Here is a 13,324-nt window from a genome sequence, read left to right as displayed (position 1 = left end):
ACCGTCTACCAGAGTTTTTGCTCCTCGTCATTAAGCGAGATATTGCTGAATAAATGCCCGCAGTTGTTTGATCTCGCACGCCTCGGCTATCTGGATAAGTTCTCGGACAAAAGCGGCATTATCCCCATCAGAAATTTGCTGGGCGACTTCCATCACTCCCTCTAAATCGCCCATTTTGGCTAGTTGAGCAAGTTGGGTTAAAATGGCGTGAGATGGTGGCTTAATTTCTTGAGCTACATCCAACTCCCAAAGTTGCTCGTCTTTGGGATCCTGATAAATCCACTCTAACTTTAAATACTTTTGCACTTGTTCTAGCAATATTTCAGCTTGGATGGGTTTGGGTAAGAAATTATTGCCCCCCGCTTTAATGCTATTGAGGCGATCGATCTCAAAGACACTCGCTGAAGAAACCAGCACAATGTGATGTTGTAGTTCTCTATGCGATCGCAATGAGTGCAAAAACTCAAACCCGTCCATGACTGGCATTGCCAAATCGGTAATAATCAAATCCGGTGCAGTCTGTAAAACTTGCTGGAGTCCTTCTTGTCCATCGCTAGCTTCAATAATTGTAAAACCAATTGGTTCCAAAAGATTGAGCAATACCGAACGATTTTCCCAGCGGTCATCGATCAATAAAATTTTGCGTCGTTTCCCAGCATAGCCTAGGATAGTTCCCTGAGAAACAACTCTCGAATCCGCAGCCCAATCCTTCTCTTCGGGCAATTCTACTTCAAAGGAGAAGGTGCTACCTTCCCCGGAAATACTCTCGACTTTAATTTCACTACCCATCAAGGAGACAATTTTATGGCTAATTGCTAGTCCTAATCCAGTACCTTCGGATTGTTTTTTGATATCACCTACCTGTTCAAATGGCTGGAATATCTGCTCTAGTTGTTGCGGGGTAATTCCGACTCCGGTATCTTTTACTGAGAAACGGAGAGTGCAAAAATCCGGTCGATCCGTTTTTTCAACTCTCTCAACTAAGAAGGTCACGCTGCCTTGATTCGTGAATTTAATGGCATTACTCAACAGATTAATTAGTACCTGACGCAAACGCTTTTCATCCGCCAGGACTCCCATAGGTAAGTTATCATCTGGGAGAAAGTCGAAGGTAATTCCTTTTTGTTGCGCTCGAATACTGTTGATTTCTACAACGCTTTGGAGAAAGGAAGGAAAGTAGAAGGAGGCGGGATAGATTTCTAGTTTACCGGCTTCGATTTTAGAGAGGTCAAGGATATCGTTAATTAGGGTGAGAAGGTGCGAGCCGCACTGGTAGATGATGTTAACGCCGTTACTTCCTGTGGAGGTGAGGGGTTCGCTGCGTTGCAAGATTTGAGCGTAACCGAGGATGCCGTTAAGGGGTGTGCGGAGTTCGTGGCTCATATTGGCGAGAAATTCGCTTTTGGCGGCGTTGGCGTTGTCGGCTAATTCCTTTGCTTGTTGAAGCTCTACAGTACGTTCGGTAACGCGAGCTTCGAGGACTGTAAAGGATGTTTTGAGTTGCACTGCCATTTGGTTGAACGATCGCGCTAACCCTGCTAATTCTTTGATATCGTTAATTTCGACTGTGCGATCGAGTTCACCCGTGGCAATGGCTTCACTGGCTTGTTGCAATTTCATAATCGGATCGGCAATCCATTGGGAAGTATATATACCGAGAACGGTTGCCAAAACCAACGCACCCAAACAGAGGACAATTGTGGTGCGAGTGTTGGCATTGATTTGTGCCATGAAATCTGATTCTGGCACGACAATGACGCTGAGCCAATCGATACCTCGTTCGTCTTTAATGGTTGAAACTTGAACGAAATGACGGTGATTTTCCAGCATAAAATCAAGCTGTTGACCCTGTGCAATGGTGTTAAAAGTACCCAATCGATCGACTATTGCTTGGGCTGTCGCACGAATTACAGGACTTTCAGAGTTGAGGGCTGGAATTTGTTGCAAATCTTTTTTTTTGCGATCTATAATATAAGGCTCTTCGATCGTGGAACTTGCAATCAGGTTGCCCGATCGATCGATAATAAACGTTTGTCCTGTTTGACCAACCTTTAGCTGGCTGAGAAAGTTATGAATCTTGTCAATCCGAAAAATACTGTTTACAACTGCTAATAACGTACCATCGCTATTATAGATTGGCAGGGATATACCTATTGTGGCCGTCTTATTCAATGCACCGAGGAAAGGATGAGATGTCCAGGTTGGTTTTCCGGCTTTTTGTGCATTTTTATACCAAGGTCGCATTCGGGGGTCAAACTTTGCTTGAGTTTCTATCAGGGCAGTTCTTTGACCTTGATGATTAAGTTGATAGATTTTGCGCTGAGGTAAATCTGCTTTTTGGTTGACAGCAGCCAAGATGTCTCCATTCACTAACTCTTCTACTAAAATGCTCGTACCATCAGCCATAGCAAGCTGCATAAATTCGACCGTATCTTGGCTGACTAACTGCCAAAAAGTTCGTTCCAGTTTCGTGACATCTGTTAGATTTAGCTGATTTTCTTGAGCCGCAGCCACGATTGTTTGTCCGACAAGATAAGGTTTTTCTAAGTAGTTAAGAACTTGTAAATTGAGGCGATCGCTAATCTCTTGACGCAACTGACTGGAAACATCATTTACTGCTTGCTGTCCGTTACGCAGCGACAGATAACCAGTCAGTCCGACTGCGGCAAAGATTTGCAAGACAAACGGAACTACGAGTACAAGTCGTAAAGGTAGAGTTTTAGCGGGATGAGCCTTTGACTCGATCATGGTTAGTAGGTTTTAAATTTCAGATTGGAGATTTTGAGATTTTCCCAAAATTATGCAACAGTATTTGTCGGGCGCCCAGCTACGAACAATCTTTCAGATTTAATCTAGAATCTCATAGATTCGCACCTTACACGTTGGGCAGAATAAACTAAAACAACAATTATATTGTACCAAGCTTTTTTGTCAACTGTATTACTTGCAGCATGGAACCTGGATCTTGAACTTTAGTCTTCAAATGCTGCCTTCAGCAGAAAGAATTGGTTGAAAGCCCCAACCCCGAGCGGGATAAATTAAAATCAGACTATTCATTACTCCAACCCTCTTCCTTCTAAGTAGAGGTAGCTTTCAAACTGTCAACTGTCAACTGTCAACTGTCAACTGTTGAACGACATCGTACCCTGAGCTTTGCCACCAATGCTTCGATCGCTATCCCCTATTTTAAGTTTCGATCGCAAGCCATTTTATTAACTTTTATATATTGCCTTTAATTGGGATCGAGATTATAAACTCAGTACCTTCCCCTAGGGTGGAATTAACCTTGATACTACCTTGATGAGTTTCTTATACGATCTGTCGGGCGATCGCCAATCCCAATCTCGTCCCCTTGCCAACCTCTTTGGTAGTAAACAAGTGGTCTAATATCCGCAATTTCACTGACTCAGGTATACCAGGGTCGTTATCTTTGACCCGAATTACTACTGTTTGTAGGTCGATCGACCTGGAAGTACAAATCATAATTCGCGCAATTACTTTTTTTATTATTTTTGATCTAACTATTATAATCTAGTAATTATCCAATAATGCCAGTAAAAATACTTAAAAAAATCACAAAAATGATACCCAGTAAGCCGTTAATAGTTAACCAAATTTGGTTAACTATTAACACTAAGTGTAATGGGGTTAGTCGAATCAGTTCATTCTGGCTGTCAAGGCATCTCGTGCTTGTTCTCGATCGTCAAAATGGACTTTTTCGGTGCCTAAAATCTGATAATCTTCGTGTCCTTTGCCTGCAATCAGCACGCCATCTCCGGGTTTAGCGTCCATAATAGCAGTGCGAATTGCTGCGGCGCGATCGCACATCACGACCGGTTTTACCTCAGCGGGAATGCCTGCGAGCACATCTTCCAAAATGCGATCGGGATTTTCGGTACGCGGATTGTCGGAGGTAACAACCGCTAAGTCGGCTAACTCTGCCACGATTTTACCCATGATCGGGCGTTTCGTGCGATCGCGATCGCCACCGCAACCAAACACACAAATCATTTGACCGGGAATAAACGGCCGCGAAGCCTTCAACAAGTTCTCCAAACTATCTGGAGTGTGCGCGTAATCGACAATTACACTAATATCTTGATCGGAACTAATTTGCACCCGTTCCATCCGTCCCGGCACTCCCGAAAACAGAGCTAATTTCTCCACAATTGCGGACAAATCTAAACCCAATTCTAAAACCGCACCGACAGCAGCCAGCATATTCGATAAATTGAACTGACCGACTAAAGGCAAAACAAAAGCAGTTTCACCCTTGGGAGTGTGCAACATTCCCTTAACTCCATTGGGCTGATATTGCAAATCAAAAGCATACAAATCAGCAGTTTTGTCCGTAGTGCTGTAACTCCATACTTGCTCGGATTTGAGGCTTTCAACAATCCGCCGTCCGTAGGAGTCGTCAATATTAATTACAGCGCGATTTGTGAGATAATTTTGACTAAACAAAAGCGACTTTGCCTCAAAATAATCCTCCATATCGCGGTGATAATCGAGATGATCTTGAGTCAAGTTGGTAAACACAGCAACTTCAAAAGTACAGCCCAAGACTCGCTGCTGTGCTAAAGCATGGGAACTGACTTCCATCACCCCGTGTTTGCATCCAGCGGTTACAGCTTCTGCTAGCTGTTTTTGCAAGTCGATCGCAAAAGGTGTAGTGTAAAGTGCAGTTTGTTGAAAACCCGGCCAGCGAGTGTAAAGCGTGCCGAAAATTGCTGCCGGCAACTGCATTTGATTGAGCAAAAATTCGATTAAATGAGTTGTTGTAGTTTTGCCGTTAGTCCCAGTAACGCCGACAAGTTTTAATTTGCTAGCAGGATTGCCGTAAAATGCGGTGGCTATTTGACCGCAAATTTGAGCCATGTCCGTTGCCACAATCACGCAGGTATCCCCGTCTTGGGGGGGTGTTTTCTCGGCGGCTGAAGTGGAAATTATGGCCGCAATTGCACCGCTGGCGATCGCACTTTGCCAAAAATCTCCGCCGTCTACCCGCGTCCCCGGCATTCCCAAAAACAAATCCCCCGCCTGACAAGCATGGGAATTAGTAGATAAACCCTTGACTTCGGCATCGAGAGCCCGATGTTGGGTGTCAAAGGAAATGCCAGGAAGTGTTGCTAATAATTCTCTCAATTTCATCTGAAAAACTCCTCATAAAAATCAATACGGGATGCGGGAAACTCAGAGACTTCAGTCCTGAGAGGAAAGCGACGCGAGGGACTTTCAGTCCCCGTCAGTCTTAAAATGCGTAACTGTAGCCATCTTTTCTGTGAACTATTTTGCAGTATTTATGGCTAATCCCTTGCACCAATCCTGATGCTGAGATATTGAACGAACCCGTCGTTCTAACCGCAACCCGACCAACATATTCACCTATTTTCTTGCCACTGGTAACGACTGATTTTACAATGTCACCAGTTTGAAAACCTTTAACAAACTTGTTTTGAGGAACGTACCGAGATGGAAAGCCAAACCTGTCTGTGCGACACATTTGACGAGTTCCGTGTCCAGTTGCTTTGATTAGCAGTGGTTTGTTTGTTAACACCTCTAGCGATTCAATTTGACCGACGCAAGCAGCATCAAGCCAATGAGTTTTAGGTAATTGTAGTCTAGTACGATTGAACTTAGTCAGTCCCCCCGAACCAGTCACAACAGGCAACCCCGTTTCTCTCAGTCGAGAGAACAGCACCCATCGGGTCGAATTCACGGCAGCAGCGTCTTTAAGTGGACGTTTGGCTTGTGCAATAATCTGTTTCAAAATGTCAGGTTTCTTGGCTAAGAATTGCTCAATATTTTGAGTGCCTTTCTTGAGATTGCATTTCTCGCAAGCAAGGCAAAGATTAGAGATTCGATTGCTTCCACCTTTGGCTTTGGGATGAATGTGCTCAACCTGCAAAGGTACATTTTCAGTGCCACAGTAAGCGCATTTCCTGTTCCATTTGTCAAGCAAATATTGCCGAACTTCGTAGCCTTGTAGCTCGCCTTGCTGGTATTCAATGCCTGAAATTTCAGGATTTTCTAATTGTTGCAGGTCAAATCTGACCAGCTCTTGAACAATTAAGTCGATAGGTACCAGTCTGCGTAATTTGTTGACCCAAGTCAAGGTTGTTTCTACGCGATGCTGCAAAGATGGTGCTAACCAACCTTTTTTGCGGGTGCGGTTTAAAAACCTTGCTTGGCGGTAGCGAGTATGACGGTTTCGCCTTCCTCGACGCAGTGAACGACGAGAATCAAGACTTGCTTTGATAGCTTGACCGCGATGGGTTAGTTCAGCTCCAAAAATAACTTTTTCGCCTTGCAGTAAAGCGATGCCAGTAGTCTTAGAACCTGGATCTAACTTGAGACTAATTGATTCAACAGTTCCTGTTACCGCTTTTTTGAGAATAATGGTACACGGGAATCTTCTGAAAACAGCCGCTTTACCAGCGATTAATAACTTACGAGCCATTGATGGCTTGCAAGGTGTGAGTGGTTTCTTGTTTGCATCAAGTACGAAAATAAAATTGGACATTTTTGTGTCCTTCCACTTGCGTGTAATGTTAGCTTCGCCAATGTTATAAGAGCTTGTTAGACCTGCAATACTGCCTCAGTGACTTTAAGACTGTTTAATTGCAGATGACAGAGCAAGGAACTAGCTTCGCATTCGCTTGGTGTCGTGACTCAAATAACGTAGCCTGTTAAGACCTAGGCTGGTCAGCACAGCTTGCAATTTCTTACAAGCTCAGTCTATGAGAGAGCTGAGTTACTGACATTATTCTGATCGATCGATTTGCAAATATTTCTGTAACATTTGCTCCAATTGTGGAACTGTACAGCGGGGAGAAGGACGAGGTAATTGTTCTGCGGGGGAAAATGCAGCATCGCCACCAGAACTTTTTTCTTGGGACTCCACTTTAAACAAAACTGGCACTTCGTACTGGTAAGCTTGAAACCAGTCATCACGTTCGGTAATGTCTCGTACTTCCAATTGAAACTTGAGGCTTTCAATCTGTTCGAGTTTTTCTTGCAACCCTTCGCACAAGTGGCATCCGGGTTTGCTGTACAAAATCAATCGCATCATCAGAGTACAATTAAACTTGATGTTAAATTCTCGAAAGTGCAAAAAGTGCGATCGGAAGTTGGCGAACCAGACTTCGCAAAAAGCCAGCCCCGGCATGATTGACCTCAACGCACGATCGAGGCTATCTTAGCATTGGTGGCGAACCGATTACTACAATTTGCCATCTCAATACAAATGCCAGCCGATCGAACCCTACACTTTTTCTGTAAAAAATGCAAATTACGCCGGAAATATCTTGCCGAATTAAATTATTGCGTCTGCCTCTAATCGTTGGGATTGTTACTATTCACTCGTCCATCAATTCTGTGGGATATGCTGACAAATTTTTCCAGACGTTGGTTGCCGGGACTTGGGGCGGTTCTTGCGTGGCTTTTTTGTTCATGCTTTCAGGCTTCCTGTTTTTCAGGAATTTTAATTTATCGCTGAATTCTTACAAGGAAAAGCTCCAATCTCGGTTTTGGACTCTCCTGGTTCCCTATTTGTTTTGGAACTTGGCTTTATTGACACTCGTGTTAATTGTGATCAACGTACCGGCAACGAGTGGAATTATCCAAGGGCATTACAAAAAATATATTGGAGACTACAGTTTTGCCAACTTTATAGATTGTTTGACCGGATATAAAAGCCTTTATCCGATCGCATTTCATTTCTGGTACGTCCGGGATTTGATGGCGATGGTGATTCTATCTCCGGTATTTTTGCTGATTGCTAGAAAGATACCTTATCTAGGTATAGCTTTGTTTGCCACGCCTTGGTTGCTGGATTTTCAAATTGGTTTTAGCATCCAGTGGTTGGGGCCGTTGTTCTTTTATTTGGGATGTCTGATTGCTGTTCAAAAATTGGATCTAACTTGGCTCGACCGACGAAAAAGTGCGATTATCGGTATATACTTAGGGATGGCTCTTGTGCTGGCAATGACGCAAACAGCCGATATTAAAACTTTCCAGCACCAGTTAGAATGCAGCACGAGAGTAATGGGTACGGCGGCGATTTGGTGCGCTTCAGATTTGGTGTCGGGAAAGCTAGAAAAAGCCTGTTTTAAATTTTCGGGTTTGGCATTTTTTGTTTATGCTATTCACGAACCGACCGTAACAGTTTTTAAGGAAGTTTTTAACAAGTTGTCAAAGCCTTCCAATTCGATAACTGTGATTGTATACTATTTATTGACAATCATTCTGGCAACTTTGATAACGCTGGCGGTGGGGAGTTTTTTACAAAAGTATACGCCTAAGTTCTTTCAAACGATCACAGGTGCAAGGGGTTAATCAATTGATAGTTGACGGTTGACAGTTGATAGTTGACAGCGAACTCTCCTTTGTAGGGAGAAATGATATCAAATCCGGAACATCCTCCTGTATTCAGATCTCTCTTCTCTCTCTGTGTCCTCTGTGTTCTCTGTGGTTAAATCATTCCCTTGACTAATGAATCAAGCTTCAGTATAGTGTACAAATAGCCCTACGAAAAGACCGAGGCATTATGGACTTTACCGAATACGCAGAAGCTAAGAGAAAATCAGCCAAAAAAATTAGCGCCGATATTCGAGAACGCTGGAACAATCGCATTGTCACGCGGGGATTGCACTTAATGGGTGAAGCGGGGGCAGTCCAGTATTTAGCTGATTACGGGCGCGGAATTGGTACGGCAAAAGTTATTAGTTTTGCACTGTGTGCGGAGTCGGAAGGATATCCGGAAATTGCGATCGGCTTTTGGAAAAGAGCGTTTGAATTGGAAACCGGAGAAAAGCCGACTAAAAACACTCCAAACAACTCTACCACCAATCCTGCTCCTGCGGCAAAATCAAAGGCCGCGGCCAAAGTTGAGAAAGTTGAGACTGTCAACAATCCGATTGTCCCGGAATTACCTCCGCACTTGCAGCCGGGAAGGATTGTGACGATGCAGCCGGTTGACGCGCCCAGCGAACGTTCTTATTACATCGAAAATGCCGATTATTGGGGACAGCCAAAACGGGATGGCAATCGAGTGGTGGTGGTGGCGACGCCAGATAAAGTATACTACCAATCGCGATCGACAAACCTGCGGCAACAAGCGTCAATTGCGATCGATCGCACTTTAGCCGACACAGCAGCTAAAATTGGCATCTTTGTTTTAGACGGCGAACTGTATTACAAAAGCTGTACGGGCAGCGAACACCGCACGGGCGCCCAAGCTGCTACAGTTAATATTGAAAGGGGTTTTCCGACAACTCAGCCAACGGCAGTTTATGCCATTTTTAAAGCTTTGTTTTTCAAGGGAAATGACCTGACCAAAACCGCCGAATCTGAAAGAATTGCCGCCGGAGTTGAAGTTGGCGAAATGCTAGTGAGTTTATCTACGGAATTTGAAATTGTACCGACATCTCGCACCGCAGGCGAAAAACTTTTACTGGCGCAGCAGCAGGAAGCTGAAAACAGAGAAGGCGAAGTTTGGGTTTTGCACAACAGCCTCTATGTCGGCGGCAAAGATGTTAAGAAATTTCCGATGGTGAGGACTAAATACTGTCAGGAATATGATTTATTTATTGTCGGGTTGACTCCGACAAAAGTGGCGGGGCGGCCGTTTAGTGCGATCGAAGTTGCACAAGAAATCAATGGCAAGTTAGTACCGATCGGAACAGTGGGAACGGGCTTTAGCAGCGGGGAAATGCTAGAAATTGCCCGACTGTACGAGGCGAACCCTCGCGGAATCAAAATCAAAGTGCGATCGCAAGGATTGACAGAAAGTGGCAAACTGTGGCACGCCCGATTTTTGGAAATTTGTTAAATTTGTAGGGAAACTGCACTGCCATTTCCCATCCGGGTATGCGATTATAAACCAATAGTATCAAATAGAATCTAGGAAAAAAAATCAATGTTTGTCAGCAAAAATAATTTCCACATCTCCCCAGAAGAGTATCTAGAAGGCGAACGAGTCAGCCCCATCAAACACGAATATAGACGCGGACACGTTTATGCAATGACTGGTGCAAAAAAGCCCCATATCGTTATTTCTAGCAACTTAGTAAGGCGGCTAGGAAATCATCTTGATGGTACTGACTGCATCGTTCTCACGTCAGATATAAAAGTCCGATTGGAAGAGGCAAATTGTTATTATTACCCCGATATAGCAGTTACTTGCGACGAAAGAGAGATAAATTCCACTGAGGATTTTATCCTGTATCCGTCTTTGATTGTGGAAGTCTTGTCGCCGTCAACAGCAAACTTTGATAGGGGCGATAAATTTGCAGATTACCAAACTGCATCGAGTTTGCAAGAATACGTACTCATCACTCAATCGGAAATCCAAATTGAATGTTTTCGACTCAATCCTGAGGGGAATTGGGTTTCTCAGATTTACCGACAAGGAGATGAGTTAGAATTAACGAGTATAAATTTTCGCTGCCCGATTGCCCAAATTTATCAAAAAGTTCCAGGTATTATATGATGAAATATGAAAGCAGATCCTCTGTACTTTACAAAAATCTTAAACCTGGTTCGATCGTTCGGACTTTAGTCCTTCTTCAGAATCCAAAGAAGGACTGAAGTCCGAACGATCGAACCTAAATTAAGTCCTCACCTTGAAAAGTATAAATTTTCGCTGCCCGATTGCCCAAATTTATCAAAAAGTTCCAGGTATTATATGATGAAATATGAAAGCAGATCCTCTGTACTTTACAAAAATCTTAAACCTGGTTCGATCGTTCGGACTTTAGTCCTTCTTCAGAATCCAAAGAAGGACTGAAGTCCGAACGATCGAACCTAAATTAAGTCCTCACCTTGAAAAGTATAAATTTTCGCTGCCCGATTGCCCAAATTTATCAAAAAGTTCCAGGTATTATATGATGAAATATGAAAGCAGATCCTCTGTACTTTACAAAAATCTTAAACCTGGTTCGATCGTTCGGACTTTAGTCCTTCTTCAGAATCCAAAGAAGGACTGAAGTCCTCACTACGAACCTAAATTAAGCCCTCACGTTTCCCCAAATTTATCAAAAAGTTCCAGGTATTATATGATGAAATATGAAAGATTTTTTTCAACCCCGAAATCCTTTGGTTCGTACCTTCGGACAAACCTTAAAACGCTGCTGTCCAGAGGCACTTAACTTGCTAAATTCCGGTGCCATCGAAACAGAAATCGACTTATTTAAAAAACGTTATCAACAATCGCTGCCCGAAACATTTTATGATTTTTATCGCTGGTATAACGGTTCGGCTTACGAGAGTTCAGAAAATCAGTGGCTGTTGCCTTTTGAACACGGCAGGAGTATTTTATCTTTGGCATCAATTACCAAGGAGAAAAAATTTTGGGACGCCCAGAGTCAAGTTAATTTTCAAGAATGGCAGCCCGGAGAATATTGGAACAAAGCATGGATTCCGTTTATGAAAGTAGATAATTTGTGGCTGCGGGTTGTGGATACACAGGGCTGTTTCGGCGGGATTCCGGGACAAATTATCAGTTTCGAGTGTAAAGGCGAGCCTTTCAGAAGTATTGAATGCGATTCTTTTGATAAGTGGCTGGAAACTGCGATCGCCAAAATTGAGTTAGAATATTTGTTTGCAGAGTTTCACGAAATCGGCTTTGAGGAAGAAAAGGCAGTATTTGCGATCGAAAAACGCATCAATCCGCACCGGCGCAGCGTCAAATTAGTACCTAGAAACACATAAAATATCTGGCAAAGAGAGGACTGAAGTCCTTACGGCAAACCAGGTTCGTAGTGAGGACTTTAGTCCTTCCTCGGAAGTGAAAGAAGGACTGAAGTCCTCACTACAAACCTAAATGACAACTCACACACTAAAAAATAATGATTAAAACTTTATACCTTTCAGACATAAAATACCTGGTAAATAGAGGACTGAAGTCCTCACTACAAACCAGGTTCGTAGTGAGGACTTTAGTCCTTCCTCGGAAGTGAAAGAAGGACTGAAGTCCTCACTACAAACCTAAATGACAACTCACAAAGAAAACAATGATTAAAATTTTACACCTTTCAGACATTCACATGGGCAGCGGCTTTTCCCACGGCCGCGTCAATCCAGAAACCGGGTTAAATACGCGGCTGGAAGACTTCGCGGCGACGCTAAGCAAATGTATGGATAGAGCAATTTCTGAACCCGTAGATTTAGTCATATTCGGCGGGGATGCTTTCCCGGATTCGACGCCGCCACCGTTTGTTAAGGAGGCTTTTGCGAGCCAATTCAGCCGCTTGGTAGAAGCGCAAATTCCGACGGTTTTGCTAGTAGGAAATCACGACCAACATTCCCAGGGACAGGGCGGCGCGAGTTTGGGAATTTATCGGACTTTGGGAATACCTAAGTTTATTGTAGGCGATCGCCTCGACACGCACCTCATACAAACCCGCAGCGGGCCCGTACAGGTGGTTACGCTGCCTTGGTTGACGCGATCGACCTTAATGACGCGATCGGAGACTGAAAGCCTTTCTGTGGGCGACGTTAACCAATTATTAACCGAAAAACTGACGATCGCCATGGAAGGCGAAATCCGCCGTCTCGATCCAAATATCCCCACCGTACTATTAGCGCACTTAATGGCAGATAAAGCAAGCCTGGGTGCAGAGCGTTTTTTAGCAGTCGGTAAAGGATTCAACATACCCGTTGCCATGCTAACACGCCCTTGTTTCGACTACGTTGCCCTCGGTCACGTCCACAAACACCAAAATCTCAACGCCAACAACAATCCGCCCGTAATTTATCCCGGAAGTATAGAACGAGTTGACTTTAGCGAAGAGAAAGAAGACAAAGGTTTTGTGTTAATTAATTTGGAAAGGGGGAAAGCTGAGTGGGAATTTTGCACTTTGCCGGTGCGGGTGTTTCAGACGATTAAGGTGAACGTATCTGAATCGGAAAACCCGCAAACCGAGTTGGTGAAAGCCATTGGGAAGAAGGAAATCCAAGATGCAGTCGTCAGATTGATCTACCAATTGCGATCGGAACAATTAGACTTAATTGATAACGCCGAATTGCACGCACTTCTCGGCGCCGCCCACAGCTACACAATTCAGCCGGAATTAGTCAGTCAGCTAGCAAGGCCGCGGTTGCCAGAATTAAATGCTAATAATAGTATAGAACCTTTAGATGCTTTGAAAACTTATTTGGCAAGTCGCGAAGATTTGAAAGATATTACTGACAGTATGCTAGAAGCCGCACGGGATTTGTTGGGAGTGGAAGAAGAAGCTTTAGTCGAATTCTAGTAAATTATATCAATTCTCACGATGAGGTACGTTGTTGGGCTTGGGCCCTATACGTCTAAGCGGTTATA

Annotated in this window: 10 protein-coding genes; 5 read left to right on the top strand and 5 right to left on the bottom strand. The window is 43.8% G+C overall.

Annotated features, from left to right (window positions below; all coding sequences use genetic code 11):
• Positions 1-30: 30 nt before the first annotated feature.
• From QZW82_RS20105 to QZW82_RS20085, 5 genes are all read right to left on the bottom strand, one after another.
• Positions 31-2,748: a hybrid sensor histidine kinase/response regulator gene (locus tag QZW82_RS20105; RefSeq protein WP_293151732.1), complete on the bottom strand. Its 2,718-nt coding sequence runs from the start codon at positions 2,746-2,748 to the stop codon at positions 31-33.
• A gap of 561 nt (positions 2,749-3,309) precedes the next feature.
• Positions 3,310-3,483, bottom strand: coding sequence for an ATP-binding protein (locus QZW82_RS20100; protein ID WP_293151729.1), 174 nt, complete (start codon positions 3,481-3,483; stop codon positions 3,310-3,312).
• Positions 3,484-3,657: 174 nt separating this feature from the next.
• Positions 3,658-5,151 (bottom strand): UDP-N-acetylmuramoyl-L-alanyl-D-glutamate--2,6-diaminopimelate ligase, encoded by a 1,494-nt coding sequence (locus QZW82_RS20095; protein ID WP_293151726.1) that lies wholly within the window; start codon positions 5,149-5,151, stop codon positions 3,658-3,660.
• A gap of 100 nt (positions 5,152-5,251) precedes the next feature.
• On the bottom strand, positions 5,252-6,523 hold the full coding sequence (gene iscB / locus QZW82_RS20090) for an RNA-guided endonuclease IscB (RefSeq protein WP_293151723.1): 1,272 nt from the start codon (positions 6,521-6,523) through the stop codon (positions 5,252-5,254).
• A gap of 240 nt (positions 6,524-6,763) precedes the next feature.
• Complete coding sequence (locus tag QZW82_RS20085; protein ID WP_293151810.1) at positions 6,764-7,069, bottom strand: glutaredoxin family protein; 306 nt, start codon at positions 7,067-7,069, stop codon at positions 6,764-6,766.
• 215 nt (positions 7,070-7,284) lie between these two features.
• Between QZW82_RS20085 and QZW82_RS20080 the strand changes: the two genes are divergently transcribed.
• The 5 genes from QZW82_RS20080 to QZW82_RS20060 all read left to right on the top strand — a co-directional run bounded on the left by QZW82_RS20080 (position 7,285) and on the right by QZW82_RS20060 (position 13,256).
• Positions 7,285-8,337, top strand: coding sequence for an acyltransferase (locus tag QZW82_RS20080; RefSeq protein WP_293151720.1), 1,053 nt, complete (start codon positions 7,285-7,287; stop codon positions 8,335-8,337).
• A 211-nt stretch (positions 8,338-8,548) separates the two neighbouring features.
• On the top strand, positions 8,549-9,832 hold the full coding sequence (locus QZW82_RS20075; RefSeq protein WP_293151718.1) for an ATP-dependent DNA ligase: 1,284 nt from the start codon (positions 8,549-8,551) through the stop codon (positions 9,830-9,832).
• An 87-nt stretch (positions 9,833-9,919) separates the two neighbouring features.
• Entirely contained in the window at positions 9,920-10,492 is a 573-nt protein-coding gene (locus QZW82_RS20070; protein ID WP_293151715.1) for a Uma2 family endonuclease, read from the top strand.
• Between the two features lie 575 nt (positions 10,493-11,067).
• A complete protein-coding gene (locus QZW82_RS20065) occupies positions 11,068-11,712 on the top strand; it encodes an SMI1/KNR4 family protein (protein WP_293151712.1) in 645 nt (214 codons plus the stop codon).
• A gap of 302 nt (positions 11,713-12,014) precedes the next feature.
• Complete coding sequence (locus tag QZW82_RS20060) at positions 12,015-13,256, top strand: exonuclease SbcCD subunit D (protein ID WP_293151709.1); 1,242 nt, start codon at positions 12,015-12,017, stop codon at positions 13,254-13,256.
• Positions 13,257-13,324: the final 68 nt, after the last annotated feature.

This window comes from Microcoleus sp. bin48.metabat.b7b8b9.023 (genome assembly GCF_013299185.1).
In the GTDB taxonomy this organism is placed as follows: Bacteria; Cyanobacteriota; Cyanobacteriia; order Cyanobacteriales; family Microcoleaceae; genus Microcoleus.
Note: the sequence above shows the minus strand (reverse complement) of the source record. Positions and strands in the feature narration are given on the sequence as shown.

Excerpts from the sequence above, each read along its gene's own strand:
- QZW82_RS20105 (WP_293151732.1), bottom strand. The coding sequence starts at position 2,748 with ATGATCGAGTCAAAGGCTCATCCCGCTAAAACTCTACCTTTACGACTT.
- QZW82_RS20100 (WP_293151729.1), bottom strand. The coding sequence starts at position 3,483 with ATGATTTGTACTTCCAGGTCGATCGACCTACAAACAGTAGTAATTCGG.
- QZW82_RS20095 (WP_293151726.1), bottom strand. The coding sequence starts at position 5,151 with ATGAAATTGAGAGAATTATTAGCAACACTTCCTGGCATTTCCTTTGAC.
- iscB (WP_293151723.1), bottom strand. The coding sequence starts at position 6,523 with ATGTCCAATTTTATTTTCGTACTTGATGCAAACAAGAAACCACTCACA.
- QZW82_RS20085 (WP_293151810.1), bottom strand. The coding sequence starts at position 7,069 with ATGCGATTGATTTTGTACAGCAAACCCGGATGCCACTTGTGCGAAGGG.
- QZW82_RS20080 (WP_293151720.1), top strand. The coding sequence starts at position 7,285 with ATGCAAATTACGCCGGAAATATCTTGCCGAATTAAATTATTGCGTCTG.
- QZW82_RS20075 (WP_293151718.1), top strand. The coding sequence starts at position 8,549 with ATGGACTTTACCGAATACGCAGAAGCTAAGAGAAAATCAGCCAAAAAA.
- QZW82_RS20070 (WP_293151715.1), top strand. The coding sequence starts at position 9,920 with ATGTTTGTCAGCAAAAATAATTTCCACATCTCCCCAGAAGAGTATCTA.
- QZW82_RS20065 (WP_293151712.1), top strand. The coding sequence starts at position 11,068 with ATGAAAGATTTTTTTCAACCCCGAAATCCTTTGGTTCGTACCTTCGGA.
- QZW82_RS20060 (WP_293151709.1), top strand. The coding sequence starts at position 12,015 with ATGATTAAAATTTTACACCTTTCAGACATTCACATGGGCAGCGGCTTT.